The organism is Confluentibacter lentus, assembly GCF_002806995.1.
GTDB lineage: Bacteria > Bacteroidota > Bacteroidia > Flavobacteriales > Flavobacteriaceae > Confluentibacter > Confluentibacter lentus.
Window position 1 is genome coordinate 82,977 of sequence record NZ_NIHE01000005.1, and the last position, 25,394, is coordinate 108,370.

The following is a 25,394-nucleotide window of genomic DNA, read 5'->3' on the forward strand; positions in this document are numbered from 1 at the left end:
TTCTATTCCACTTTATAGCTGTATTCTTGATAGCCAATAGACCCGTTGTCACTAATGACCTCCATAATTACCATCATGTCGCCTGTAATATCTCCATTGTAAAAAGAGATTTCGATTTTGCCTGAATTATCTGTTTTTAATATCGGTTCCCAATGTATTAAGCTTCTTAAATCTGGCCATTCTAAATCTTCTGCGGTTATTGTGTCATATTTTGGGGCATAAAATGTTTTGCTTTCTGAAAATATGGGAATCATAGTTTGGGATAAGCCCTTAATGTGTCGTGTGTAAGCGCCATAAATACCTCTTTGGCCTTTGGTATATATGGCAATTATATTTCCTTGACCAGGGCATCTTCCCATTATTACTTTACTACAAAACATCCCAAATGATTTGGCATACTCTATGACTTCTACACTAGTAATTTCTTCGGCTGGGATGTTTTGAAGATTCTGATATTCATAAAGCTGAACAGGGATACCGTCCACAATGATTAGAGTGGGTTCGTTGTTCAAAGCCTTGGCATATAAAATTCCATCTATTGTCCTTACTATCTCAATCTTATCACGAAAATTATAATAAAGTATGTCATAAATTCCCGAATGCCATCGTTGTTCTTTCTCTTGCAGCTCCTTACCATCAATTATTATATCTGGTTCTCCAAACCGTTTTGTGACTTTTTGCTGTGCTGCATTTAGGTTTCTGCCTGTTAATAATACTTCATCCAGGGCAATATTGCCCTCAGGAATATAGAAGTCATCCATAACCCTTGCCTTTTTTACCTCTTTTTCAACCAGTTTTTCAATAATGGGATCTGGTTTTTCTATGATTTTTTTGGGTTCGAAAACAATAATTGGGGATTTCTTTTCATCAATCCTGAAGTCGTAATTAACTTTTTTACCCGATTTTTTAGTGCTTTGGATAAGCACATTCAGTGAGCCACCAAATTCATCATCCAAAGTGAAATTGAAACGACCTAAGGTATCGGTCGTTTGGGTATACAGAACTTCTTCTTTTCCAAATGTCATCATGGTGAGATTTACCTGTTTGTCTTTGTTGGTAAACGACTTGTTAATTGCCGTTCCAGAAACGGTTAAAGCAGTTTCTGGTCTGAATGAAAGCTTGTCATATGGTTTAGAGTATTTATAATGCCTCCAGCCTTGGGTAAGCATTAGGGCATCCAAATCGGCTTCCTTATTTTCATTATTGCTCAAGTAATAACCCGGATTTTCAATCTCACCTTTCAGTTCCGAGCTTAATAAAAAATAAGATAGGATATTATCCCGTAAACTTTGCATTGGCCCCAATTCCTTTTTATCAATCACCAAAATAGATGCATTGACGTTTATAGATTCCCCTTTGTCATTAGTAGTTTCTAGGGTTAAATGGGTCAGTTCCCGTTTTGAATATTTGGATTTATTGGTCGCAACTTTTAAATTTAAGTCGTTTCCCAATCTTTTATTAAAATAAAGTCTTTCAGCAACAGTGCGTTTATTGGCATCCATCATTTTAAAAACAAGGATGCCCTCAGGGAGTTCGTTACTTGAAAATAGGAACTTTAAAGTGCCATTCTTGAGTGGTGCTTTCAATTCATGGAGCGTGGTTCCCCTAAAAGACACATTCAAATAAATGGAATCGTTTTTTAAATAGTTTGACGATGTGTTTATTGTGATGATTTTATCCTGTTCAACAACCGAAAGGACATGTCCCATAAACGTTGCTTTTGGCAACGGATGTATTTTTGATGTATTCTTAAGTTTGGCATGGTAGGTTTTGTTACCGTTTACCGAATCGAGTTGAAAGCTTCCCATGCCCAAGGCATTGCTTTTGAAAGTTGTTATTTGGTTATTTTCATCATCAAATACAGTTCCTTCTACAGTAATACCAGTCCCAAAGCTGTTTAAGGCTTTAAACCCGACCTTGCTAGAAAGTCCATGAACCAATTCACCGCTTTCTGGTAAAAATTGCAAATCGATGTCATTATTGATTATGGAAGTGGTTTCTGTTTTTTCTTCTGTGGATAATAATTCGCTTTGTGAAGTTCCTTCTTTATTTGTTGTACTGTCATAAAGTGAAAACACTTGCACATACTTTTCAAAGAAGAAATCTGAATCAAAGTTTTTGTTCCATTCGGTGTAGGCTCTGATGAGGTAGGTGCCAGCTTGCAAGGTTTCAGGTAAATCGAAATGCCCATTGCCAATGCCTTGGTTTAGCTTGATGAGTTTTTTTTCAATAATCGTTTCTTCAGCATTGATGAGTTCTATATGTAGAACGCTACTCAAATCGGTAGGGGTGTTGTCAACTGATTTTGTGACAATGGATTTAAACCAAATGGTAGAACCTTTGGTGTAAATATCTTTGTCTAGTTGCAGGTATATTTTTTCTGCTAAAGAGGTATTGGAAATAGTGGTTTTAGATTCTTGTGAATTTGCAACTACGGAATTAAAACAGCTACTTAATAACAAAAATAAACACACAAAGCTGTACTTAGAAACTTTAAGCACAGCCATAAAATCATTTTTTTTGCTATTTCTTTTATTCAATATAATAGGTTTTATTCCATAGAATGAATTCCAATCATATTGCCTTCGGTATCTAAAGCCAGCACAATAAAACCGTAGTCTCCAATAGACATTTTAGATCGAAATACACTACCTCCAGCAGCTTCGATTCTGGTTTCTTCAATAGCACAATCTTTACTGTAAAAATAGACGATGGTACTGTTGTTGCCTGCCTTAAAACCTTCCATATATACCAAAGCTCCAGAAGCCATGTTTTTGGATTCCATGTTGGATGGAAATGCCAACATTTGAAGAGGCATGTCTTCTGGTGTTGGCAGTACAGATAATTGTATTTGAAATACGTTTTCGTAAAAGATTTTGGCTCTTTGTAGGTTATCGGTGTAAATTTCGAACCAAACTACTGGGTTGTGGATTTCCATAATGAGTTATTTTTAATGACACATCAAACGTCTTATTGACATTTAGTTAGCATTAAAAATAAATAAATTTCTTTCAAAAACCATCAGGTGATTGCATATTCTTTTAAATAGCTAAATTAATTATCTATTTAAAAAGACCTCATACATTTTTTTATGTCTTAATAACAAGCTAGTCCAAACAATCATTCCGAATAGTATAGGGAAGAATATATTAGAAAGCGGATCTCCGTGAATGATATGTGTTGCCACAGCACCACCAAGCCAACCAGTTAACAATATAGCTCCAATGAAAGCTGTTTTTGGTATTGCATATAATACAGTGCTAACAAATAAAATGATGCCTAAATAATGTACGGAATATTCTGGATATCCCATCTCTTTGGCGCCTGTTACTGCCATTTCAGTCATTAGTAAATTATTAAAAGCGCCCATTAAAAGCATAATGACGATGATACCTTGAAGGATGTAGGATATCCATAACCTTAGTTTTGGAATATTATTTGTACTCATAACTTGCTAAATTTTAGATATTTAAAGATATTAATTTTTATAATTTATCATCCAATTGATGCCATATTTATCGGAGAACTCACCAAAGTAGGCACCAAAAAACATATCTGCCATAGGCATACTAACAGTGCCATCCACAGAGAGTTCGTTAAAGAGTCTGTCTGCTTCTTCTCTTGTTTCTGGTTCAATGCAGAGGTGCATATTGTTTCCTTTCGTTAATGTGAAGCCCATTTCCTTTGGTGCGTCTGTTCCCATTAAAATGTGGTTTCCAGTGATGGGCAATTCTACATGTAATACCATTTTTTTAATGGCATCGGCTATGGGTGGATGTCCAGCATCGCTTGAAATATCTCCAAAACGTTGCATGCCTTTTCCCGAGAATTCGGTTTTAAAAACTTTTTTGTAGAAATTAAAGGCTTCTTCAGTTTTGCCATCAAAATTTAAATATGTGGTGACTCTTGGCGTATTGTCTAATTTTAGTTCGCTTCTTAATTTGAATTTTTGTTCAATATAAGCATCCAAATTTTCAAGAGCCATCGTAAAGCCTTGTTGGAATCCTAATGCAATTATTTTCTCGAGATCAGCTAGGCTTTCATAAGTGGCTACAATGGAAACCAAGGTTTTATTCGCATTTTCAGTAAATGTATTGTTCCATTGCGTTCTGGGCATGTCTTTATTGGTAACTCCGTTTTCATCACAAAAAGCATCCAAACCAGAATAGCTTTTCTTAGGGTCGATTTTTATATAATCATTTTTACACCAATGTTTGTCATTTTCTGGACTTAGCATATAATACAACCATGTGCCACCTTCTCTAAAATCCATGGACTTTGTTACGGTGCGATACGGTTTTGGTGCCCACCATTGGTCAAGAATTTCTGGTTTGGTCCAAGCATCCCAAACCAAATCTAGGTTTGCGGCAAATTCACGTTGTATGTTTACGGTATTATTTTCTTTGTTTACAATAAAGTTGAATAACAGATGGTTTTTCATTTTGATTTGTTTTTATTGATTTAGGTAAGCATTGATTTACTCTATGCTTTGTTCTGATCCTTGTTTTCTTTTTGAATGTTTGCCAAATACATATCCAGATTGTCGAAGCGGTTTTCCCAAAGTTTTCTAAATTGTTCTAACCATTGGTCTATTTCTTTCATCTTATTTTTTTCCAGATGGTAATAAATTTCCCTGCCGACTTGCTCATGTTTCACCAACTCGCATTCCGATAGTATTTTAATATGGTTAGACACCGCTTGTCTGGTAGAATCAAAATGTTCTGCTATAGCATTGGGTGTCATGGCTTGTGTGGTAAGAAGCACCAAAATGGCTCTTCTGGTGGGGTCGGCAATGGCTTGGAAAATATCTCTTCTCATAATTATAAATAATAAATTTCGCAATCAATCGTTTGCAAATATATGTGCAATTAATTGATTGCGCAAATGTTTATTGAAATTTTTACTAGGGATTTTTATAGTTGAGTATAAAGACTAATAACTATTATTCTATTGTTATTTTTCGTTTAAAAGTGCGTTATCAAATTTATCACGGTTAAATGTCCAGATAGTCAAATTATCGTCTAATATGGTATAAATGGCATGCCAATAATCTTTGTTTACTTTCCAAAAATCAAGGGATATTTCTAGAATTGCTTCCATAATAGCTCCTTCATTACCACTTTCGCCAAATGATAGTATGTCAATTTGTAATTTCTCAATGGCTAGTGGAACTATATAGCCAAGGCTAAATTCTTGTCTTAACATCATAGCTATATCATCATTGGTCAACTCTATTAATGGCAGTTTTCTTATTTCGTGTGTTCGTTTTACCAAATAACTGTCATAAGTTGGCTCACCCCAAAAGTCTTTTTCTAAATTTTCAAGTGTCTTTTGTTGCCAATTGTTTTCCAATTTAATCATTGCTAGTATTATTTTTGGGTCAACCCTCGTTTTGTTGTCGTTTGCTTCTTCTGGAAAGCACGCAAAAACGGTGGTTAATTTGGGATTTTCAGAAGATAGAAAGCAAGTGAATAATTACTATTGCAAGAGTGCTAACTTTTTAATTTTCAGATATACGTTTAAGTGTATCCAATGCCTTTGGCCAAGTTGTTTTAAAATAATCTAGGTAATCCTCTGTAATGTCCATATCAATGGTCACTGTAGTGACGCCATTATTTTCATTAAATGAATAATTTTCCAAACCGCCAGCCCATTTTTCAACCTGTTCCCCTTTGGTAATTTCGATGTCGCCATCTAATATGCCATAATGGCGAATGGACACAAATTTAGCGGGAATAAGATCCGCAATTTCTGAGACCATACCGCCGCGGTTGCCTTTTTCATCGGTGCCAACAAAATACATTTTAGCACCTTTTTTCCATTGACCTTCGTAAGTTGAGGTTGGGTTAAACTCCGCTGTCCACTGCTCGTAGGTTTCAATATTTTTAAGTCCTAACATGGTTTCAAAAACGTTTTTAGCAGAAGATTTTATGTCTTTTTTAAATTGTATTTTTTCCATGATATCTAAAGTTGAAATTGTTTTTTTTAAGAAAACTTTTTATCGTGGCTCTAAATTAAGATTTTTCAGTACAATATCCAATTGGTTAAATGTCTTTTTGTCAATTAGTTACTTATTTATTTTTAGAGGCAAGTCCATTGACTATAGTTAGATATTGTTTATTATACTTGCATACTTTGTGGGTAGGGTTGTTTTTGTACAATGCCCTTAAAAGTTTCAAAATCCATAAAGTTTAAATAATCTTTTCGGTTTTCTTCTAATAAATGGAATTCAAAGAAAGGATTTGTGGATTCTATATTTTTACCAATCGGATAATCTTTAGACATTATTCCAACGCCCCAATCTGAATCAATGCAACAAGAGTTTATTTCAGGATTGAAACGCCATTTTAAAAAAGCTTTCCAAGTTGTTCCGTTCCAAAATGCATATGCTGGAGTGTACTTTTATCAATGACATCCTCTGGCATGCCATTCAGAGGGAGGATTACAATCGTGTACCACTATAAAACCATCATTTTTAATGTATTTGATTGCATTTTTTATATCTCTATCTGCTTGTTGGGCAAGGTGTAAACCATCAATAAAAATCACATTAAATTTTATGCTATTAGATAATATATCATTGGCAGAAAGTTTCTGAAAAAACTCATCACTTGTCATTTTAAAATCCACAGGGTTTTCCTCAAACTCAATACCGGGGTCAACACTGTGTTTTTTGTTTGCTTTGATACGATTGTAATTGTCTTCTGGATTGCGAACGCCAATTTCTAGATAACAAGTATCTTCTTGATATAGTGATAATAAAAAATTAATAATTTCTGTGCGATTGGGTGCTTATAAAAGTTCTTCATGATTTTTTCTCTGTACAGATAAATAATGAGGGTCAGTTAAAGTTTTTTCCCTCTAACATAAAATTCAACGGGTTTTATCTTTAGTAATAGTTTCTTAATATTCATAATCTTTTCAAAATTTGATTTTAATAGGCCTCATTTGTTCTAATTACCTTCAACGAACATGCTTTTGTATGTGTAGCGAACAGGCCAAGCAAAATCTAGCGACGAGCAACAAACTTTGTTTTAGCTAAAACTAGCATTTTTTATTCATCAAGTTGTAAGCTGTTATTTATTTAGCAGTTGTATTTGGTTTATGTCTTATTTTAAAGTTGCAAGAATTAGCAATAAAACACATTTTATTCGCTTCCTCGTGCAATTCATTTGCTTTTTCAATCATATTTAGGTCCGTAATCTTTACATTCGGGTTAAGCGTAACCTCGGTAAATTTTCCACTTCCATTTTCAGTTTCCTCCATGATTCCTGTTGCATTGTCCAAATATTCAGTTACTACAATTTTGTGCACCGAACATAAGTGCAAATACCAAAGCATGTGGCAAGCTGACAAAGAAGACAAAAAAAGGTCTTCTGGATTATATCTTGTCTTATCTCCCAAGAATGAAGGGTCAGAAGAGCCATTGATTCCATCATATTTTCCGTCAGTTATGATTTTATGGTTTCTGTTATAAGACTTGTAATCCAGAGTTCCGTGTCCCTCGTTTCCTGTCCACTCAACTTTTATTTCATAATTGTGTTTTTTCATTCTTATTTTAAATGATTGTCGATTTCCTTAAATGGCTTATAGCTATTGAATGCGAGCAAGTTCTATATGCAAATTATCTATACTCTCAAAAATAACTAAAATGCTTGCGGAAATTGATTTTAATAATAATTTTTCTTTGGAAGAAGTAAAGGCAAAAGGAAACTGAATAAACTTAATCGAGTTTTATGAATGGATTTACTAAGAATATATTAGGCACCTATTTGAACTAATGCCAAATAAGTGCCTATTAAATTTTGTAGATGATTATAAAAATATTTTAGGTGCGTTCTAACTGTTTTTTTATTTTTTCGATGGCCGTTTCAATAGATTTTTCGGGTTCAATTATATTGTATTCGCCCCAAAAAGCGGGATCGGAAAAACCAGAAACCTGCTCTGTTAAAATGGTTGATGGGAATAGCATACTATTGTTTTTAACTAATTTAGTGTCCATGATTTTCCAATCGGTTACCGCCATTTCACTGTTTAAAGTGTACACGCTATTAAATAGTTTTCCTTGCCAATCTACTTTAAATGTTAGCAAAATATTACTGTAGGCATAATGCCATTTGCCATTTTGGGTTCTATAATTAACCCTGTATGTGGCTTCGGTAGGATACACATCTGCTTTTCTTGGTTTTTTACGAACGTACATCTCGCTGGCCAATCGTTTGTTTTCAACATTTAAACTGTAAACGGCACTTTTTAGGGCTAAATTTTCAGCATCGATGTATAATTTTCCATAGTATAATGGTGTTTCTATGCCTGGAATTTGTTCAAAATTCACCACATAAACAAGGCTATTATCTATTTGTGTAGATTCATCAAAATTGAAATTATAAAACTCAATGTTTTCAATGTCGAATATATACTCTGGATATTTAATAATATCAATATATAAATTACTGAATGGACCTCCCTGTAGTTTCATAGCTAAGGTATCTAACCTTGAATAGTCGGTTTTTTTCCTTGCTTTTATAAGCTCAATATTATCGTTTCTTGAGTTTTTATAGGGTTGTTTGTGTATTTGAACAACAGCTTCGGATAAGGAAGCATTTTTTCTTCTTTTCTTAATGGTTTCTCTGTAAAAAGCAGTCATTAACATATTGTCGTCATTATACAATGTGTTTTTTTTGCCTAATGTTTCAATCACCAAGGCTTTGGCATCTTTAAATTTGGATGCAATTTTTACTTCATCCAATTGAATTATTGAGGGCTCCAGATAAATTTTCTCGTCATTAGAAATATCAGAAATTTTAAGCTCTATTTTTTGGTATCCTAAGTGAGAGATGGTTATAGTGCCATCTAGAAGATTGTTGGGTATTTTTAGAGAGAATTCACCATCTGTATTGGTAACCGTACTAATATTCGAGCCATTAATAACCAAATCTGCAAACACCAATTTGCTTTTGGTTTTTTGGTCAATTACGGAGCCATTTATTTCTTTAAATGAAGAAATATCCTGGGCATTGACGAGTGAGCAATTTATAAAAAGAATACAGATTGCTCTAAAAAAAACATCTCTTTTCATAATTTTTTAGTTTAGCGAACCATTAAAGTACAAAATATTTGTGTAACTTTCTAATAATTAGAATGTTTTAACAAAACAATGTATGTATTTATTTGCTACGGTATTTAAAAACATAATTATTTACAAATGTTATTTAATATCGGTAAATATGTAAAGGAATTGAAGCGCTTAATTAAATATGATGGATTGCTTTTTTGATTTCTATTCCACTTAGAATTCTTAACTAAATTTTTAGAATTTAAAAATGTATTAACAGTATATTTATGCGCTCAATTATTTTAAAAATCAACTATGGGATTGGAAGGCATTTCATTTAAAAAAACACGCTATTTTTCTTCACTAATCTGTGATTATTTAGATGAAAAACCAGAGTTAACTCCGTTTTATAATAGATTTCCATCCTTAGAAAATTTTAAAAAGCAGATTGAGGAGAAAGAGCAATCAAAGTTTATTTCGGAATCTCAGCGTGAAGTTTTGGCATCGGTTTTAAAAAAACAATATACAGAGATTGAAACTTCTGATATGACCGTTGAAAACATTGAAAGTTTAAAATCCAATAAAACATTCACGATTACCACAGGCCATCAATTGAATTTATTCACCGGTCCTTTGTATTTTTTATATAAAATTGTTTCCACCATTAATCTTGCCAAGATATTAAAGTCAACCTACCCAGACTATAATTTTGTGCCCATTTATTGGATGGCTACTGAAGACCATGATTTTGAGGAAATAAATTATTTTAATTTTAAAGGAAAAAAAATCCATTGGGAAAAAGCATCACATGGCGCTGTGGGCGACTTATCTACGGAAGGTTTAAAAGCGGTTTTTGATTTGTTTTCTTTGGAACTCGGACATACCAAAAATGCCGATTATTTAAAGTCTCTTTTTAAACATGCTTATTTAGAACATTCCAATTTAGCTGATGCGACACGCTATTTGGCGAATGAATTGTTTAAAGACTACGGTTTGGTGATTCTTGATGCGGCTGATAAGGATTTAAAACAACTTTTTGTTCCATTTATGGAAAATGAATTGTTGGATCAAACATCGTTCAAAACGGTTTTTAAAACGAATGAGCAGATAAACACTTTGCCAAATCAACCTTACGGGATTCAAGTAAATCCGCGTGAGATTAATTTGTTTTACATTAGTGAAAATTTGAGGGAACGCATTGTTTTTGAAAACAATATGTATAGCGTTATTAATACCAATATCACTTGGGCTAAAGAAGCTATTTTGGAAGAAGTTAAAACACATCCAGAGCGGTTTAGTCCGAATGTCATTGTGCGTCCGTTGTACCAAGAAGTCATATTGCCAAACCTATGTTACATTGGCGGAGGCGGTGAGTTGGCATATTGGCTTCAGTTAAAGGATTTTTTTAATACGGTTAATGTACCATTTCCCATATTGTTATTAAGAAATTCGGTGTTGATTAAAACCCAAAAACAATCTGATAAACTGGAAAAGTTAGGGATTTCCAATGAAGATCTGTTTTTAAAACGAGATGCCTTCATCAATAAAAAAGTTAGGGAAATTTCCAATATTGATATAGATTTTTCAACACAAAAAGCATTATTAAAGCAGGAGTTTGAAGCGTTATATGCACTTGCGGAACAAACGGATAAATCGTTTTTGGGAGCTGTTAAAGCACAGGAAGTCAAGCAAATAAAAGGACTTGAATATCTTGAAAAACGTTTGTTAAAAGCACAAAAAAAGAAATTAGCTGAGCAAGTTTCTAGAATGACCGAGCTTCAAAACGAGTTGTTTCCCAGTCAAGGACTTCAAGAAAGAAACACCAATTTTTCTGAGTTTTATTTGGAATATGGTGAAGAACTTATTCCCAGTCTTATCAAAAATTTACAACCTCTAAGAAGTGATTTTCTCGTTGTAACACTATAACCATTAAAACCTTAAATTTCAGAGCATCTATTAGTTAATCACTAAATTTGTATAAATCAAAATGCAAATTTATTTGTAAAACAATGCACAAAATAGATATTGAATTGGTAGAAATGACGATGGATGTTATGAAATATGCCATTGATAGGATTTCTGCGTCCAATCGCCAAATAGGTCATCCGAAAGCAGCTGAAGAATTAAAGGCTTTGGTAGGTGAGACCATCACCCCCAAAGGTATTGGTGGCGAGGTGGCTTTTAATTTATGGAAGAAGCATTTAATGAATGCTAACGTGTCCATTGATCATCCACGGCATTTAGCATTTGTACCTGCATCACCCACAAGAGCAGCTATCATGTTCGATTTGGTAACATCGGCATCAAGCATTCATGGGGCTTACTGGATGGAAGGAGCTGGCGGTATTTTTTGTGAAAACGAAGCCATGAAATGGATGGTATCTTTAACGGGGTTGCCCAAGGGAGCCTTTGGTGTATTTACAAGTGGTGGTACAGCGGCAAACTTATCAGCCATTGTAACTGCTAGGGAATATTGGAGACGTTTAGATGAAAAAAACAAAAATGAAAAGGGATTGATTATCACATCCATTGGGGCGCACTCATCAGTCAAAGCCATGGCGAAAGTGATTGATGCCGATGTGTTATATGTAGACACTGAAGACAAAATGCATGCATCCAACCTTCAAATTATGATTGAGTCCCTAACATCAAATCAACGAAAACGTCTTTTCTCCATAGTCGCAACAGCGGGAACAACCAATGCTGGGATTATAGATGATTTAAAAGGGATTGCTGAAATCTGCAAGAAAGAAAAACTTTGGTTCCATGTGGATGCCGCTTATGGTGGCGGTGCGCTATTGTCCGATTCGGTGAAGCATTTGTTTGCCGGCATAGAAGAAGCGGATAGTATCACCATTGATCCACATAAATGGCTGTTTTCGCCTTACGATTGTGGCGCTATTATTTATAAAAATCCTGAATTGGCAAAACAGGCACATGAACAAGAAGGCTCTTATCTGGATATTTTTAAAGATGAAGGTTCGCAAGGTTTTAACCCTGCCGATTATCAAATACAATTAACAAGAAGAGTTAGGGGATTGCCCTTATGGTTTTCATTGGCGATGCATGGCACCGATAGATACAAACAAGCCGTTGAGCGAGGTATAGAATTGGCACAAATAGCTGGTAGATTGATAGAAGAAATGCCACATGTGGAATTGGTTAGGGAACCAAGTTTGTCCTGTGTTTTATATAGAAGAATTGGTTGGAAACCGGAAGATTATAAAGCGTGGACTTACAAAAATCACAGAAAAGGATTCGCCTTGGTAACACCAACCAAGTGGAAAGGAGGAGACACGTTTGAAACTGTGTCACGTTTCTGTTTTATAAACCCAGATACGACAGAACATGATATAAAAATGATTTTGGAATCGATGGTCTAAAAATTAATTCAAAAAATCTAAAATCGTAAATCGAAATTATAAAATCATTGTTATTTTTGCGCATGCAACATAACAAGGTACTTATTTTAGATTTCGGTTCGCAATACACACAGCTTATTGCCCGCAGAGTTAGAGAACTCAATATTTATTGCGAAATTCATCCTTACAATAAAATTCCCCAAACAGTTTCAGAATATAACGCTGTTATACTTTCTGGAAGTCCGTTTTCGGTAAGGGGGGATGATGCCCCACATCCAGATTTATCTAATATCAGAGGAAAAAAGCCATTGTTGGCCGTTTGCTATGGCGCGCAATATTTAGCACACTTTTCGGGTGGAGAGGTAGCGCCTTCAAACACAAGGGAATATGGTCGTGCTCATTTGTCCTTTATCAAAAAAGCTGAACCATTTTTTAATAAAATAAATGAAGGTAGTCAAGTTTGGATGAGCCACAGTGATACGATTAAGCATTTGCCAACAAATGGTATTTTAATTGGCAGCACCAACGATGTTACTAATGCAGCTTATAGAATTGATGGTGAAGAAACCTATGCCATTCAATTTCATCCTGAAGTATATCACACCACCCATGGAAAACAATTATTGGAAAACTTTTTAGTGCATATTGCAGGAGTTAACCAAGATTGGACGCCTCAGTCGTTTGTTGAAGAAACGGTTGAAGCACTTAGGGAGAAAGTAGGTGATGATAAAGTAGTACTAGGGCTTTCAGGAGGTGTTGATTCTACCGTAGCTGCCGTACTTTTAAATAAAGCCATTGGAAAAAATTTGTATTGCATTTTTGTAAATAATGGCTTGCTTCGTAAAAATGAATTTGAAAATGTACTGAATCAATACGAGGGCATGGGACTTAATGTAAAAGGTGTCGATGCTTCAAAACGATTTTTGGATGCCTTGGCCGGTATAGAAGACCCAGAGAAAAAACGAAAAGCCATAGGTAATGCCTTTATTGAGGTTTTTGATGATGAAGCCCATAAGCTTACCGACGTCAAATGGTTGGCACAAGGCACTATTTATCCTGATGTTATTGAAAGTGTATCCGCTACTGGAGGGCCTTCAGCAACCATAAAAAGTCATCATAATGTGGGTGGCTTACCAGATTTTATGAAACTTAAAATAGTGGAACCTTTGCGCGCTTTGTTTAAAGATGAAGTAAGACGCGTAGGTGCTACATTAGGAATCGACCCCGAACTTTTAGGTCGACATCCGTTTCCGGGGCCTGGTTTGGGTATTCGTATTTTGGGGGATATCACCGCCGAGAAAGTGCGTATTTTACAAGAAGTGGATGCTATTTTTATTAACGGTTTAAAAGCTTGGGGACTCTACGACAAGGTTTGGCAAGCAGGCGCTATGTTGTTGCCAGTGAATAGTGTTGGTGTTATGGGAGATGAGCGAACCTACGAAAAATGTGTTGCACTTAGAGCTGTTGAAAGCACCGACGGTATGACAGCCGACTGGGTAAATTTACCATATGAATTTCTTCAAAAAACCTCGAACGATATCATAAACAAAGTGAAAGGCGTTAATAGAGTTGTTTACGATATTAGCTCAAAACCACCAGCAACGATAGAGTGGGAATGATTTTGTGTTTTTACAATGATTGAAAAATAATATTTAAACTTCCAAGGACAGTCTTTTTGTAAAGAACAGCCGTATATAAATGGAGTTTTAAAAATTATTATTAAATTGTATGGTATTTCTTTGGCATGCTATATGCATAGTTATTAAATAACGTTATTTATAATTCACAATACCTTTTAAAATAGATTATATGATTAAATTCTTATACGTATTAAGTTTTTTGCTGATTTTCAATTTCAATGCAACACATGCGCAAAATAAGTCTACGGTAACCATTACTAAAGAACTACAAGGCTTTAAAAGTCATAAAGTGTCACGTAAAGAGACTTTGTATGGAATTTCAAAACAGTACAATGTTACCGAAGATGAGATAAAAAAGTATAATACGTTTTTATATTCCAATACTTTGAATAAGGGAGATAAACTTCAAATCCCTGTGTTTAAGGAAATAGAAGTAGAAAATTCTAAAATCTATACGGTTCAACCTAAAGAAACCAAATGGGGCATCGCCTATAAATTTGGCATTTCTGTGAAAGAATTAGAAGCCCTAAATCCAAATATGGGCGATATGCTTAAAGAGGGACAAGAAATACATGTTCCAAATATTGAACGTACTGCCGAAAAAACGATAGATGATAACTACGGTTATTATGAAGTATTGCCCACGGAAGGATTTTATCGTTTAAAACTAAAATTAGGACTCGAGCAATCAGAATTAGAGGCGTTAAATCCTGGTTTAAAGGAAAGTGGTTTAAAGGTTGGTATGGTCTTGAAAATACCATCTTCTAAGTCTAATGGCAATACCAATGAAAAACCTAGACCTATTACAGATTTATCAAGAAAAATCTCAGATTACAAAACAAAGCACATAGCTGTCATGTTGCCATTTAGATTGAATCGGGTTGATTTTGATTCTATTTCTGGCACAAAAAATAGCATAAAAACAGACCGTTATCTACAAGCATCATTAGATTTTCATTCAGGTATTTTAATGGCCGTTGACTCATTGAAAAAGTTAGGTGTGTCGCTTAAAGTAGATGTGTACGACACTAAATATGAAGTAAGCGAAGTTTCAAAAATTATTCAATCCCATGATTTTAAAAGTGTCGATGCCGTTATTGGTCCGTTAACACCCGGTACCTATGATAAAGCGGCCTCAGAATTAAGAGCATTGAATGTTCCTGTGATTTCATTGATTGGAACCAACTTACAATTAAAAGATAATGAATTTCAATCGTTGCCATCTGATGATTTATTAAAAACCAAAATAATTAATTACGTAAAATCAGATGCTAAAGTAGCCAATATTATTATCATATCTGATTCTGAAAATATGGCTGTTTCCAATGAGCTTAAAAAAGAATTTCCATCTGCTAAACAGATTTATTCAAGAAAAAATAAAGAAGGTAAAGATAGCCATTTTGTAACCATTGAGGATATTAGGGCGCACTTAAGGCAAGGTAAAAACATCATTTTTTTAGAAACCAAAAATATTGGTTTCATATCTAATGTGACGAGTTTGTTGAATTCATTGATGCAGAATGGGAATAGAGAAGAGAATAACCCTGGAATAAGAATAGTATTGACTACCACAAATAAAAATGCATCTTTTGATGGTGATGATATCAATAATAATGAGTTATCAGCGCTTCATTTTACATTTGCATCTAATTCAAAAATGTATAGCGAAAGCGATAATAATTCCTTTGTAAAGTCCTATACCAAATTATATAATATTACCCCCAACAAAAGAGCAACTAGAGGGTTTGATTTAACGATGGATGTGGTATTACGCTTGGTAACATCTGATAATATGTATGTATCTGCAAACGAAACGCTTTTAACGGAGTATGTAGAGAATAAGTTTGGTTATAAAAAGAAACTTTCGGGAGGATATTACAATGATGCGGTTTATCTATTAAAGTATCAAGATTTAAATATTGTAGAGGTAAAACAATAGCTATTGATACCCAATAAAAATGTTTTAATAGAACTGTCGCATGCCAAAATGCCTTTTGGTAAATACAAAGATCGCTATTTAATAGACTTGCCCGAATATTATGTGGTTTGGTATCACAACAAAGGATTTCCTAAAGGAAAGTTGGGAGATATGCTTAAACAGATATATGAAATAAAACTTAATGGCTTAGAAGAGTTGATAAGGACTGTAAAAAAGCAATATCCTAGATGAATTTTTTAGCTTGTTTATGTTTTGATGGTTGGCAATTTTAGATTGTTAATTTATTTCCTTTAGGTCTATTTTGTATAACCAATATCGTTTTCCAAGCCGATGGTCAATCTCCTTTAAAACTCTAAAGCCCAAACTTTCGTAAAGATGTCTCGCTTTATCCATAATCTCGGAAGTGTGTAGTGCAATTATATCTTCTCCATTTTGTTTAGCTAAGTCCATACACATAGTTGTCAATGTCCTTCCAATTCCTAGTCCACTATAGCCAGGGTCAACAGAAACTAAACGAATATAACTCCATTCTTTCAAGTAAATATCAGTCGGATGTCCACTAGAAACAAGAAAAGCCATTCCTATAATTTTTTCTCCATTCTTGGTACAAACAATGCAATGTGATTGTTCAAGTAATTTTTCATATGTTTCGTCGTTCTCTATCGTCCTTTTTAAGTTTGCCCAATTATCTTCTGTTAATGATTGTTTAAATGGCGACCAAGATTTTATTGCCAATTTTTTTAATTCATACAAATCTGTTTTTGTTCCTTTTCTATATGTAAAGTTCATTTTTTCATTTAGTTGCTTGATTCAGCTATAAAGTTAAAAATTTTATTAAGATTTTGGCTTCATTAATTACGGGTTAATCATAAAGAGATATTAATGAAAAAAGTACAAACTAAATGGGACGTTTTTGTGCAATCAAGTACTATTAAAGAATTTTCTTTAAGGAAATATAAGTTTCTCAGGTATTTTGTGCAAAGGTTCCTGGAGTGTAATGCAGTGTATGCCACCACCCATACGGTTTAGTGGTAAGGCATCAATCCAAACTTGTTCTAGGTTGGGAAACGCTTCTTTGAATAACGCTCTCACTTTTGCTTCATGTTCTATTGATGTTCCATGATTGGTATAAGATGCGTTTATAAGCACACCATTTGACACCAGGAAATTAAGATAAGATATAGATGCCACACGTGTTACTTTATCGCCGATGGTTCTTCCGTCATCTGGAGCAAGCCTATTGGCTTCCAATTTATCAAATTCCATATTTCCAGCTTTCTCAACAATTTCGGCAGTCCATTCAATCACATTAGGTAAGGGGATTTTAATGATTCTAAAAGGTTTGCCGTCTTGATCGGTAGCGTTTTTAAGTATGTTATAGTTTTCTAGCATCCTTTGATAATTTATACGATTTAAAGGATGTTTGTTAATATCATCTTCATCAATCCAAGCCAATAAAATGGTATGGGCATCAGCAAATCTTACAAACTCATCGGTATGGCCACCTGTGCCTAAAGATACATAGCCATTGTTAGGAATAAAAGATCTAGAATCATCAGCAGTGCCATTTTTTAACCAGATGACTTTTTTAATATTCATGATCCTAAGGTATTCTTCCTCTATTTCTTCTTTGGTCCATTCTGGGTTGCGCTGCAAAGTAATCTGTTCAGATTGCAGTAACACACCTTTGCCATTAGATTCTAGTGAGCCACCTTCCATTACCAATTCAGATTTGATGCGTCTTGCTCTAACGAGGCTAGCCATTTCTTTATCGGCGTCACTATATTGATTTTCTTCAGAACTCATTTTCATAGCCATAAAGTAAAGCGCTAATTGTGGCCTGGTGCTAAGCAACCAGTCATAGTAACCGTAATTACTCCAATTAAAATCTATAGCAGCCATATCTTTTTCATCATTTACCAAAAATTGGGCACCGTTGTCCCGTATCCACAATCTTGCTCCTGGCAGTATGTGGAATTGTATGAAACTAATATCTATGCCCATTTTATAAAGTGTTTCTTTAGCGGATTTTTGAACTTGGGCATTGGAAGTTGCAATCTTTACTGGAACCTTACCAGAAAGACCTTTAATAATATTGCCAATAGTAGCTTGTACTGTAGCGTCTTCGTCTTCCCAACTCAGCCATACGGCTTGATGCTGTTCAAATTCTGCTGGAAAACGAAAGTCGTTGCCTTTGTTTTGAGAAAATAGATCATTTATAAAAAGTACTTGCAGTATTAAAAGTAAACTGAAAATAAGTCTAGATAAAGACTTTAGTTCGAAAATAAATTTAAGTGTAGACATAAAAAGTCCTACGGATTTAGGTTATAAGAATTTTCGTAAAAATAATTTGAAAGTTTTATTAATTAAAACCATTTAACATTACGTTATGTTAAATATTTATTGTTAATAACAACCATTTAAATAACTAAAAAACTATTCGGTAATAACTGTTTTAATTTTGTAAATTTGCCTGCGTTTATAAGCGCAACATGACAACTAAAGCAAAATACATATTTGTAACCGGAGGGGTTACGTCTTCTCTAGGTAAAGGTATTATAGCCGCTTCTTTGGCTAAATTACTTCAGGCTCAAGGCTATAGAGTAACAATACAAAAGTTAGATCCCTATATAAATGTAGATCCAGGAACATTAAATCCTTATGAACATGGAGAGTGTTATGTTACGGAGGATGGTGCTGAAACAGACTTAGACTTAGGACATTATGAACGATTTTTAAACGTGCCAACGAGTCAAGCTAACAATGTAACCACGGGTCGTATTTACCAAAGTGTCATTGAAAAAGAACGTCGTGGTGAATTTTTAGGCAAAACAGTACAGGTAGTTCCCCATATTACGGATGAAATTAAGCATCGTATTCAAATTCTTGGAAAGTCTGGGGATTTTGATATCATCATTACGGAAATAGGTGGAACGGTTGGTGATATCGAATCGTTGCCATACATTGAGGCGGTTCGTCAATTAAGATGGGACTTAGGTGAAAATAATGGCATCGTGATTCATTTAACTTTGGTGCCTTATTTATCTGCTGCAGGGGAGTTGAAAACAAAACCAACACAGCACAGTGTTAAAACGCTTATGGAAAGCGGGATAATGGCAGATATATTGGTTTGTAGAACAGAACACCATCTACCAAATGAATTACGAAAAAAGCTGGCATTATTTTGTAATGTTAGGGAAGAAGCGGTGATTCAATCTATTGATGCATCTACTATTTACGACGTACCTAATTTAATGCTGAAAGAAGGACTTGATAAAGTGGTGTTGAAAAAATTGGATTTGAAATCCAGTGTTCCAGACATTACGAAGTGGAATCAATTTTTATTCAAACATAAAAACCCTAAAACGGAAATCACGATTGGTCTTATTGGTAAATATGTAGAATTGCAAGATTCATACAAATCCATATTGGAATCCTTTATTCATGCGGGTGCAGAAAATGAAGTGAAGGTGAATATTGAATCCATTCATTCCGAATATTTGAATGACGATAATATCAAATTAAAATTATGCCATTTAGATGGTGTTTTGGTAGCTCCAGGTTTTGGAGAGCGTGGTATTGAAGGTAAAATTACCGCAGTAAAATATGTGCGCGAAAATAATGTGCCATTTTTAGGCGTATGTTTAGGGATGCAAATGGCAGTTATTGAATTTGCAAGAAACGTTGTGGGTATCACTAATGCCAATTCAACAGAAATGGATCCCAACACCCCAAATCCTATCATCGATTTAATGGAAGATCAAAAAACAATCACTCGAAAAGGTGGCACCATGCGATTGGGAGCGTGGGATTGTGAATTGAAAAGCAATAGCTTGGCAAGCAAAATTTATAAAACGGACATCATAAGGGAGCGTCACAGACATAGGTATGAATTCAATAGTGCTTACAAAGCGCAAATGGAGGCTGCTGGTATGATAGCTACAGGTTTTAATCCTGATACCAAATTGGTTGAAATTGTCGAAATACCAAGTCATCCATGGTTTATTGGCGTACAATATCATCCAGAATATAGAAGTACCGTTGCTAATCCACATCCACTTTTTGTGGCGTTTGTTAAGGCTTCATTAGCATATAAAAAAAGTAAAAAAGATGCCAAGGTGTCACATAATTAATTTTGGATAACTTATTGCTTAACCAATTATCATTCCGTTAGAAACGGACATTATTTTAAGAGATACTATTTAAGACTACATGGAAGAAAAAAAATTAGATATTAATTCGATATTAGGATTTGTCCTGATTTTCGGAATATTGATGTTCATGCTTTGGCAAAATCAACCAACGCCAGAAGAACTTGAAGCTCAAAAAAAAGCTAAACAAGAACAGGTTGAAGCTGATAAAAGAGCTAAAAATCAAGAGCAAAATAAAGTAACAACTGTCGACGATTTTTATACGGAAGGTGCTGGGGATTCTCTGAAACTAGTAGCATTAAAAAATAAATTAGGTGCTTTTGCCTATTCGGCAGTGCAACCCAGTGCTGAAGAAACGGTTGTTGAAAGCGATTTATTAGCCTTAAAATTCAGTAATAAAGGAGGTTATCTTTCAGAGGTGAAACTTAAAAATTATGTTGATTTTAAAGGCAATCCAATCTATATAATTAAAGATAATAATGCTTCTTTCAATATTAATTTTGGAACTACCGATAGCAGAATTCTAAATACTAAAGATTTAATATTTCATCCAACAGTCACTAAAAATGGAGGAAACACTGTGGTTTCGATGAAACTGAAGGTGTCCGAAAGTAAATTTTTAGAATACCGTTACGAGTTGAAAGAAGGTGATTATATGATGGATTTCGCCATTCGTTCACAAGGCCTAAGCGACGTTATTAATGGTTCGCAGCCCATTAATTTAGACTGGAATTTAAAAACATACCGTCATGCTAAAAGTGTATCTTACGAAAATAGATATACTGAAGTTGTTTTTGAATATGAAGATGGAAAGGATGATTATCTAGGGCAACAAGAAGAAACAGATGATGTTGCTGAAGATTTAACATATGTTGCTTTTAAACAGCACTTTTTTACGTCTATTTTGTTAGCTGATTCGCCTTTTAAAACTTCAAAATTGGTATCTAAAAATCTGGTTGAAGATGAGGTCATCGATACTACATACACAAAAGCCTTTGCTGTTACATTGCCTTTAGAACTTAGTGGTGGCGAGATAAATAAATCCATGGATTGGTATTATGGGCCAAGTGACTTTAAGATTTTAAATAAATACGATAGGAATTTAGACGAAATTGTGCCATTAGGTTGGGGCATATTTGGTTGGATAAACAAATACTTATTCATTCCGTTTTTTGCATTTTTAGGAGGGTTTTTACCTTACGGAATCGCCATTATTGTGATGACCATCGCCATCAAGTTATTGATGTCTTTTGTTCAGTATAAGCAGTTTTTATCTCAAGCAAAGTTGAAGATTCTAAAACCTGAGTTGGATGCTATCCGTGAGAAGTACAAAGACAATAAAATGAAAGCGCAACAAGAAACTTTGGCATTGCAAACCAAGGCAGGGGCGAGCCCTATGGCGGGTTGCATGCCAGCTTTAATTCAGTTGCCTGTGTTCTATGCTTTATTCCAGTTTTTTCCTTCAGCATTCGATTTACGTCAAAAAAGTTTCCTTTGGGTAGAGGATTTATCATCGTATGATACCATTGCAAAATTGCCATTCAACATCCCATTTTATGGAGACCATGTTAGTTTGTTCCCTATATTGGCTTCTGTTGCCATTTTCTTCTACATGAAATTGACTACTGGAGACCAAATAATGTCCCAACCAACGCAAGAAGGCATGCCAGATATGGCGAAGATGATGAAGTACATGATGTATCTTTCCCCAATAATGATGTTGTTTTTCTTTAATAATTATGCATCAGGTTTGAGTTTATATTATTTTATTTCCAATGTCATTAGTATAGGTATCATTTTAGTTATTAAAAATTATATTCTTGATGAGGATAAAATTCATGCTCAAATTCAAGAAAATAAGAAGAAACCTAAAAAGGAAAATCGTTTTCAAAAGAAAATGGCTGAAATGATGGAGCAAGCAGAAAAACAAAAACAGCTTCAACAGAAAAGAAAATAATTCATTGATATATTATAAAATTAAACATAAGCTGCCAAAATATTTTGGCGGCTTATTTGTTATATATAAATTGACATTACTTTTGTAATTTATCTCCATATGAAACACTTATTTAGATGTATATTTTTGCTGTTGGTTTTTTCAGTTTCAGCACAAACAATCAACCAATTGGATGAAAACGGCAAACAACATGGCGTTTGGAAAAAGAATTTTGATGGCACTACTGTTTTAAGGTTTGAAGGTGAATTTTATCATGGTAAAGAAATAGGGTTGTTTAAATTCTATAAAAACATCAATAGTAAAGCTGTTTTAACGGCTACAAGAGAATTTTTGGAGCCTGGAACAAAAGCAAATGTTACTTTTTTTGCTTCTAATGGAAAGATAATAAGCGAAGGGCAAATGAACGGTAAAATTTATGTTGGTGAATGGAAATACTATCAAAAGGATTCAAATAAATTACTGATTTTAGAACATTTTGATGACAATGGAAATTTAACAGGTGAGCGCTTTATTTATTACAACACCGGACAAGTATCTCAAAAGGAAACTTATAAAAATGGGAAGCTTAATGGGGTATTGGTTTGGTATTCAGAGGATAATATAGTTATTAAAGAATATACCTATGCTGATGGTGTCTTACACGGACTTTCAAAATTTTATGATCCAAAAGGGCAGTTAATTGCGGAGGGTTTTTATAATAATGACCAAAAGACGGGCACTTGGAAGTACTATGAAAATGGTAAACTTACTGAAGAAAAGAATTTATCATCAACAAATAAATAAAAAAGATTCCTTAATTGCTTAAGGAACCCTTCTTTTTCATAGACAATATTTAAGTCACTCAATTAAAACTGTCTAAAATCAACAAACCAAACTAATAATTATTATTTTATAATGGAGGTAAAATAACTTTATCGATTACATGTACAACACCATTAACTGCTTGTACATCTGTAAAAATAATATTGCTAACTCTAGCATTTGCATCTGTTAAAGTTGCGCCCCCAGTAACGTTAGCCGTTATGTTTCCTCCTAAAGTGGGGATAGGCATATTATTTGTTAAAGCAGACGATTGAACATTGGCGCCTGCAACGACATGCATTGTTAAGGCAGCTGCTAGTGTATCTGTAGGTACATCAGCTAAACTTGTTAAACTTAACTCACCCAGTAAATTAACAAACGCGGTATTGGTAGGAGCGAAAACCGTGAATGGAGCTGGATTGGTTCCGTTAGCTGTAGACAATGTATTTACAAATGTAAAGGACGTTTCTCTGGTTAACGCAGATACCAATATTTCGAATGTAGGATCTGCCAAGGCAAATGTTACTACAGTTGGTAAGCCTATAACAGCATCTACAATATGTATTACTCCATTTGTGGCATCAATATCAGCAAATTCGACATTAGAAACACCATTAAGCTTAACACCGCCAGCAGTATTTATAAACATGCTTAAGTTTAGTTCGGTGTCACCATAAGTAGCCAATGTATTTACATAGCCAGTTGAGAGACTGGTTGATACATTGTCTCCTAGAACTACATGGTTTAGCAATACTTGGGTTAATACATTAACTGGAACATCATTAAGAGAGGTAAAACCATTTGCCGTTAAGAAAGCTTGAAAAGCATCGTTAGTTGGCGCGAATACAGTAAATTGTCCTGGACCATTTAGAGTTTCAACAAGTCCAGCCCTGTCTAAAGCAGCTACTAAATTGCTTAAACCAGGTGTAGCGGCAGCTATTTCTGCAATAGTTTCTGGAGCAGGAACAGCGTCATCATTGTTACAGGATGATAGTGAAGTTACTGCTAGAAATAATACTAAAGATAGTTTTAAATTTAATAAATTTTTCATAGTGTTGTTTTTTTTTTTTGTTCAACAAATATAACAAAATATTGAACAAAAATACACTTATTGTTTAGTTAATTTAACAAAACTTTAAACAAAAGTAATCGATTTACGATTGAAGTTCCATTTTTAAATAATTAAATTTCTTTAAAAAAATGTATCTTTGTAACCTGATTTTGTCAGGTGAAATTGAAGAATAGGGTGATACAAAATGGCCTTTAAAAACAATTTATATTACATATGAAACGTGTTATAATAGGACTTTCCGGAGGTGTAGATTCTAGCGTTGCTGCTTATTTATTAAAGGAGCAAGGTTATGAAGTGATTGGCTTGTTTATGAAAAATTGGCACGATGATTCTGTTACCATCTCCAATGAATGTCCTTGGCTTGATGATAGCAACGACGCCATGTTGGTTGCCGATAAATTAGGGATTCCCTTTCAAACTATTGATTTAAGTGAACAATACAAAGAGCGTATAGTAGATTATATGTTTAATGAGTACGAAAAAGGAAGAACGCCCAATCCTGACGTACTTTGCAATCGAGAAATCAAGTTTGATGTTTTTATGAAAATCGCTATGGAGCTGGGTGCAGATTATGTAGCTACGGGACATTATTGTAGAAAGGGTATCATTCAAAAAGATGGTAAAGACATTTATCAATTGTTAAAAGGTGTGGATGATAATAAAGATCAATCTTATTTTTTATGTCAATTATCACAGGAGCAATTAGCAAAATCATTATTTCCGATAGGCGAATTAACAAAACCACAAGTGAGGGAGATTGCTACCAAATTAAATTTGGTAACGGCTGAGAAAAAAGATTCCCAAGGTCTGTGTTTTATAGGTAAAGTGAAGTTGCCAGATTTTTTACAACAACAACTCAAACCAAAAGAAGGTATTATTGTTGAAGTTCCAAAAGAAAATATAATTTATGGTAAAAGCGTTCCAACATTTCATTCTAAGCAAGAAGAACTTCAATATTTAACCCAAAAAATTGATTATCATCTTGAAGATGGAACTATTGTTGGAAAACACCAAGGTGCGCATTATTTTACTAAAGGACAACGCAAAGGATTAGCTGTTGGTGGTACGGTAGAACCTTTATTTGTTATTGAGACCAATGTGGACGACAATGTGATTTACACAGGGCAGGGTAAAGAACACCCTGGATTGTATAAAAAAGCCCTATTTGTAACTAACGACGAGTTGCATTGGATTCGGGAGGATTTAGCGCTTAATATAGATGACACCATGCAAGTCATGGCAAGAATCCGGTATCGCCAACCATTACAAAAAGCAACGCTATACAAAGTGGATAGTGGATTGTATGTGGAGTTTGAACAACCCCAATCTGCCATCACAGCAGGACAGTTCGTCGCTTGGTATTTAAATGATGAGTTAGTAGGTTCTGGAGTAATTTCGTAACTTGCTATCACTTAAA

General features: G+C 34.3%; 23 protein-coding genes. 9 read left to right on the plus strand and 14 right to left on the minus strand.

Annotated features, from left to right (window positions below):
• Positions 1-2: 2 nt before the first annotated feature.
• From CDH50_RS10580 to CDH50_RS10625, 11 genes are all read right to left on the minus strand, one after another.
• On the minus strand, positions 3-2,507 hold the full coding sequence (locus tag CDH50_RS10580) for an MG2 domain-containing protein (RefSeq protein WP_157804973.1): 2,505 nt from the start codon (positions 2,505-2,507) through the stop codon (positions 3-5).
• 44 nt (positions 2,508-2,551) lie between these two features.
• Positions 2,552-2,938 carry a VOC family protein gene (locus CDH50_RS10585; protein WP_100612245.1) on the minus strand — a complete coding sequence of 129 codons (387 nt, stop codon included), beginning with the start codon at positions 2,936-2,938 and terminating at the stop codon, positions 2,552-2,554.
• Between the two features lie 120 nt (positions 2,939-3,058).
• On the minus strand, positions 3,059-3,448 hold the full coding sequence (locus CDH50_RS10590; protein ID WP_100612246.1) for a DoxX family protein: 390 nt from the start codon (positions 3,446-3,448) through the stop codon (positions 3,059-3,061).
• Between the two features lie 30 nt (positions 3,449-3,478).
• On the minus strand, positions 3,479-4,441 hold the full coding sequence (locus CDH50_RS15375; RefSeq protein ID WP_100612247.1) for an SRPBCC domain-containing protein: 963 nt from the start codon (positions 4,439-4,441) through the stop codon (positions 3,479-3,481).
• Between the two features lie 41 nt (positions 4,442-4,482).
• Positions 4,483-4,818: an ArsR/SmtB family transcription factor gene (locus CDH50_RS10600; RefSeq protein WP_100612248.1), complete on the minus strand. Its 336-nt coding sequence runs from the start codon at positions 4,816-4,818 to the stop codon at positions 4,483-4,485.
• Positions 4,819-4,953: 135 nt separating this feature from the next.
• Positions 4,954-5,361 (minus strand): contact-dependent growth inhibition system immunity protein, encoded by a 408-nt coding sequence (locus CDH50_RS10605; protein ID WP_100612249.1) that lies wholly within the window; start codon positions 5,359-5,361, stop codon positions 4,954-4,956.
• Positions 5,362-5,500: 139 nt separating this feature from the next.
• Positions 5,501-5,959, minus strand: coding sequence for a tungsten formylmethanofuran dehydrogenase (locus tag CDH50_RS10610; protein WP_100612250.1), 459 nt, complete (start codon positions 5,957-5,959; stop codon positions 5,501-5,503).
• Positions 5,960-6,120: 161 nt separating this feature from the next.
• A complete protein-coding gene (locus CDH50_RS15115) occupies positions 6,121-6,285 on the minus strand; it encodes a hypothetical protein (protein WP_157804974.1) in 165 nt (54 codons plus the stop codon).
• Between the two features lie 120 nt (positions 6,286-6,405).
• A complete protein-coding gene (locus CDH50_RS10615) occupies positions 6,406-6,618 on the minus strand; it encodes a class I SAM-dependent methyltransferase (RefSeq protein WP_100612251.1) in 213 nt (70 codons plus the stop codon).
• Positions 6,619-7,080: 462 nt separating this feature from the next.
• The gene (locus tag CDH50_RS10620) at positions 7,081-7,551 is read right to left on the minus strand and encodes an OsmC family protein (RefSeq protein ID WP_100612252.1); all 471 of its coding nucleotides are present in this window, start codon (positions 7,549-7,551) and stop codon (positions 7,081-7,083) included.
• Positions 7,552-7,828: 277 nt separating this feature from the next.
• Positions 7,829-9,079 (minus strand): carboxypeptidase-like regulatory domain-containing protein, encoded by a 1,251-nt coding sequence (locus CDH50_RS10625; protein ID WP_100612253.1) that lies wholly within the window; start codon positions 9,077-9,079, stop codon positions 7,829-7,831.
• A 291-nt stretch (positions 9,080-9,370) separates the two neighbouring features.
• Here CDH50_RS10625 and bshC point away from each other — a divergent pair, with 291 nt between their 5' ends.
• From bshC to CDH50_RS10650, 5 genes are all read left to right on the plus strand, one after another.
• Positions 9,371-10,981 (plus strand): bacillithiol biosynthesis cysteine-adding enzyme BshC, encoded by a 1,611-nt coding sequence (gene bshC / locus CDH50_RS10630; RefSeq protein ID WP_100612254.1) that lies wholly within the window; start codon positions 9,371-9,373, stop codon positions 10,979-10,981.
• Between the two features lie 83 nt (positions 10,982-11,064).
• A complete protein-coding gene (locus CDH50_RS10635; RefSeq protein ID WP_100612255.1) occupies positions 11,065-12,438 on the plus strand; it encodes a pyridoxal phosphate-dependent decarboxylase family protein in 1,374 nt (457 codons plus the stop codon).
• A gap of 62 nt (positions 12,439-12,500) precedes the next feature.
• Complete coding sequence (gene guaA / locus CDH50_RS10640) at positions 12,501-14,036, plus strand: glutamine-hydrolyzing GMP synthase (RefSeq protein WP_100612256.1); 1,536 nt, start codon at positions 12,501-12,503, stop codon at positions 14,034-14,036.
• A gap of 190 nt (positions 14,037-14,226) precedes the next feature.
• Positions 14,227-15,996, plus strand: a complete 1,770-nt coding sequence (locus tag CDH50_RS10645; RefSeq protein ID WP_100612257.1) for a PBP1 and LysM peptidoglycan-binding domain-containing protein — start codon at positions 14,227-14,229, stop codon at positions 15,994-15,996.
• Between the two features lie 3 nt (positions 15,997-15,999).
• Positions 16,000-16,227 carry a DUF3820 family protein gene (locus CDH50_RS10650; RefSeq protein ID WP_100612258.1) on the plus strand — a complete coding sequence of 76 codons (228 nt, stop codon included), beginning with the start codon at positions 16,000-16,002 and terminating at the stop codon, positions 16,225-16,227.
• A gap of 45 nt (positions 16,228-16,272) precedes the next feature.
• Here CDH50_RS10650 and CDH50_RS10655 read toward each other — a convergent pair whose 3' ends face one another.
• Together CDH50_RS10655 and CDH50_RS10660 are read right to left on the minus strand one after the other, a co-directional pair.
• On the minus strand, positions 16,273-16,785 hold the full coding sequence (locus CDH50_RS10655; RefSeq protein ID WP_100612259.1) for a GNAT family N-acetyltransferase: 513 nt from the start codon (positions 16,783-16,785) through the stop codon (positions 16,273-16,275).
• A 156-nt stretch (positions 16,786-16,941) separates the two neighbouring features.
• Complete coding sequence (locus CDH50_RS10660) at positions 16,942-18,300, minus strand: agmatine deiminase family protein (RefSeq protein WP_100612260.1); 1,359 nt, start codon at positions 18,298-18,300, stop codon at positions 16,942-16,944.
• Positions 18,301-18,488: 188 nt separating this feature from the next.
• On the opposite strand from CDH50_RS10660, the gene CDH50_RS10665 reads away from it, so the two are divergent.
• The 3 genes from CDH50_RS10665 (at position 18,489) to CDH50_RS10675 (ending at position 22,887) form a co-directional block, all read left to right on the plus strand.
• Positions 18,489-20,129 carry a CTP synthase gene (locus CDH50_RS10665; protein ID WP_100612261.1) on the plus strand — a complete coding sequence of 547 codons (1,641 nt, stop codon included), beginning with the start codon at positions 18,489-18,491 and terminating at the stop codon, positions 20,127-20,129.
• Between the two features lie 79 nt (positions 20,130-20,208).
• Positions 20,209-22,104: a membrane protein insertase YidC gene (gene yidC / locus CDH50_RS10670; protein ID WP_100612262.1), complete on the plus strand. Its 1,896-nt coding sequence runs from the start codon at positions 20,209-20,211 to the stop codon at positions 22,102-22,104.
• Between the two features lie 99 nt (positions 22,105-22,203).
• Positions 22,204-22,887: a toxin-antitoxin system YwqK family antitoxin gene (locus tag CDH50_RS10675; protein ID WP_100612263.1), complete on the plus strand. Its 684-nt coding sequence runs from the start codon at positions 22,204-22,206 to the stop codon at positions 22,885-22,887.
• A gap of 106 nt (positions 22,888-22,993) precedes the next feature.
• On the opposite strand, the gene CDH50_RS10680 is transcribed toward CDH50_RS10675, so the two are convergent.
• Positions 22,994-23,956 carry a fasciclin domain-containing protein gene (locus CDH50_RS10680; protein ID WP_100612264.1) on the minus strand — a complete coding sequence of 321 codons (963 nt, stop codon included), beginning with the start codon at positions 23,954-23,956 and terminating at the stop codon, positions 22,994-22,996.
• Positions 23,957-24,190: 234 nt separating this feature from the next.
• On the opposite strand from CDH50_RS10680, the gene mnmA reads away from it, so the two are divergent.
• Positions 24,191-25,378 carry a tRNA 2-thiouridine(34) synthase MnmA gene (gene mnmA, locus CDH50_RS10685; protein WP_100612265.1) on the plus strand — a complete coding sequence of 396 codons (1,188 nt, stop codon included), beginning with the start codon at positions 24,191-24,193 and terminating at the stop codon, positions 25,376-25,378.
• The last annotated feature ends 16 nt before the right edge of the window (positions 25,379-25,394 follow it).

What these genes read in the sequence shown, in the direction of transcription:
- CDH50_RS10580 (WP_157804973.1), bottom strand. Translation starts at nt 2,507, where the DNA reads ATGGCTGTGCTTAAAGTTTCTAAGTACAGCTTTGTGTGTTTATTTTTG.
- CDH50_RS10585 (WP_100612245.1), bottom strand. Translation starts at nt 2,938, where the DNA reads ATGGAAATCCACAACCCAGTAGTTTGGTTCGAAATTTACACCGATAAC.
- CDH50_RS10590 (WP_100612246.1), bottom strand. Translation starts at nt 3,448, where the DNA reads ATGAGTACAAATAATATTCCAAAACTAAGGTTATGGATATCCTACATC.
- CDH50_RS15375 (WP_100612247.1), bottom strand. Translation starts at nt 4,441, where the DNA reads ATGAAAAACCATCTGTTATTCAACTTTATTGTAAACAAAGAAAATAAT.
- CDH50_RS10600 (WP_100612248.1), bottom strand. Translation starts at nt 4,818, where the DNA reads ATGAGAAGAGATATTTTCCAAGCCATTGCCGACCCCACCAGAAGAGCC.
- CDH50_RS10605 (WP_100612249.1), bottom strand. Translation starts at nt 5,361, where the DNA reads ATGATTAAATTGGAAAACAATTGGCAACAAAAGACACTTGAAAATTTA.
- CDH50_RS10610 (WP_100612250.1), bottom strand. Translation starts at nt 5,959, where the DNA reads ATGGAAAAAATACAATTTAAAAAAGACATAAAATCTTCTGCTAAAAAC.
- CDH50_RS15115 (WP_157804974.1), bottom strand. Translation starts at nt 6,285, where the DNA reads ATGTCTAAAGATTATCCGATTGGTAAAAATATAGAATCCACAAATCCT.
- CDH50_RS10615 (WP_100612251.1), bottom strand. Translation starts at nt 6,618, where the DNA reads ATGACAAGTGATGAGTTTTTTCAGAAACTTTCTGCCAATGATATATTA.
- CDH50_RS10620 (WP_100612252.1), bottom strand. Translation starts at nt 7,551, where the DNA reads ATGAAAAAACACAATTATGAAATAAAAGTTGAGTGGACAGGAAACGAG.
- CDH50_RS10625 (WP_100612253.1), bottom strand. Translation starts at nt 9,079, where the DNA reads ATGAAAAGAGATGTTTTTTTTAGAGCAATCTGTATTCTTTTTATAAAT.
- bshC (WP_100612254.1), top strand. Translation starts at nt 9,371, where the DNA reads ATGGGATTGGAAGGCATTTCATTTAAAAAAACACGCTATTTTTCTTCA.
- CDH50_RS10635 (WP_100612255.1), top strand. Translation starts at nt 11,065, where the DNA reads ATGCACAAAATAGATATTGAATTGGTAGAAATGACGATGGATGTTATG.
- guaA (WP_100612256.1), top strand. Translation starts at nt 12,501, where the DNA reads ATGCAACATAACAAGGTACTTATTTTAGATTTCGGTTCGCAATACACA.
- CDH50_RS10645 (WP_100612257.1), top strand. Translation starts at nt 14,227, where the DNA reads ATGATTAAATTCTTATACGTATTAAGTTTTTTGCTGATTTTCAATTTC.
- CDH50_RS10655 (WP_100612259.1), bottom strand. Translation starts at nt 16,785, where the DNA reads ATGAACTTTACATATAGAAAAGGAACAAAAACAGATTTGTATGAATTA.
- CDH50_RS10660 (WP_100612260.1), bottom strand. Translation starts at nt 18,300, where the DNA reads ATGTCTACACTTAAATTTATTTTCGAACTAAAGTCTTTATCTAGACTT.
- CDH50_RS10665 (WP_100612261.1), top strand. Translation starts at nt 18,489, where the DNA reads ATGACAACTAAAGCAAAATACATATTTGTAACCGGAGGGGTTACGTCT.
- yidC (WP_100612262.1), top strand. Translation starts at nt 20,209, where the DNA reads ATGGAAGAAAAAAAATTAGATATTAATTCGATATTAGGATTTGTCCTG.
- CDH50_RS10675 (WP_100612263.1), top strand. Translation starts at nt 22,204, where the DNA reads ATGAAACACTTATTTAGATGTATATTTTTGCTGTTGGTTTTTTCAGTT.
- CDH50_RS10680 (WP_100612264.1), bottom strand. Translation starts at nt 23,956, where the DNA reads ATGAAAAATTTATTAAATTTAAAACTATCTTTAGTATTATTTCTAGCA.
- mnmA (WP_100612265.1), top strand. Translation starts at nt 24,191, where the DNA reads ATGAAACGTGTTATAATAGGACTTTCCGGAGGTGTAGATTCTAGCGTT.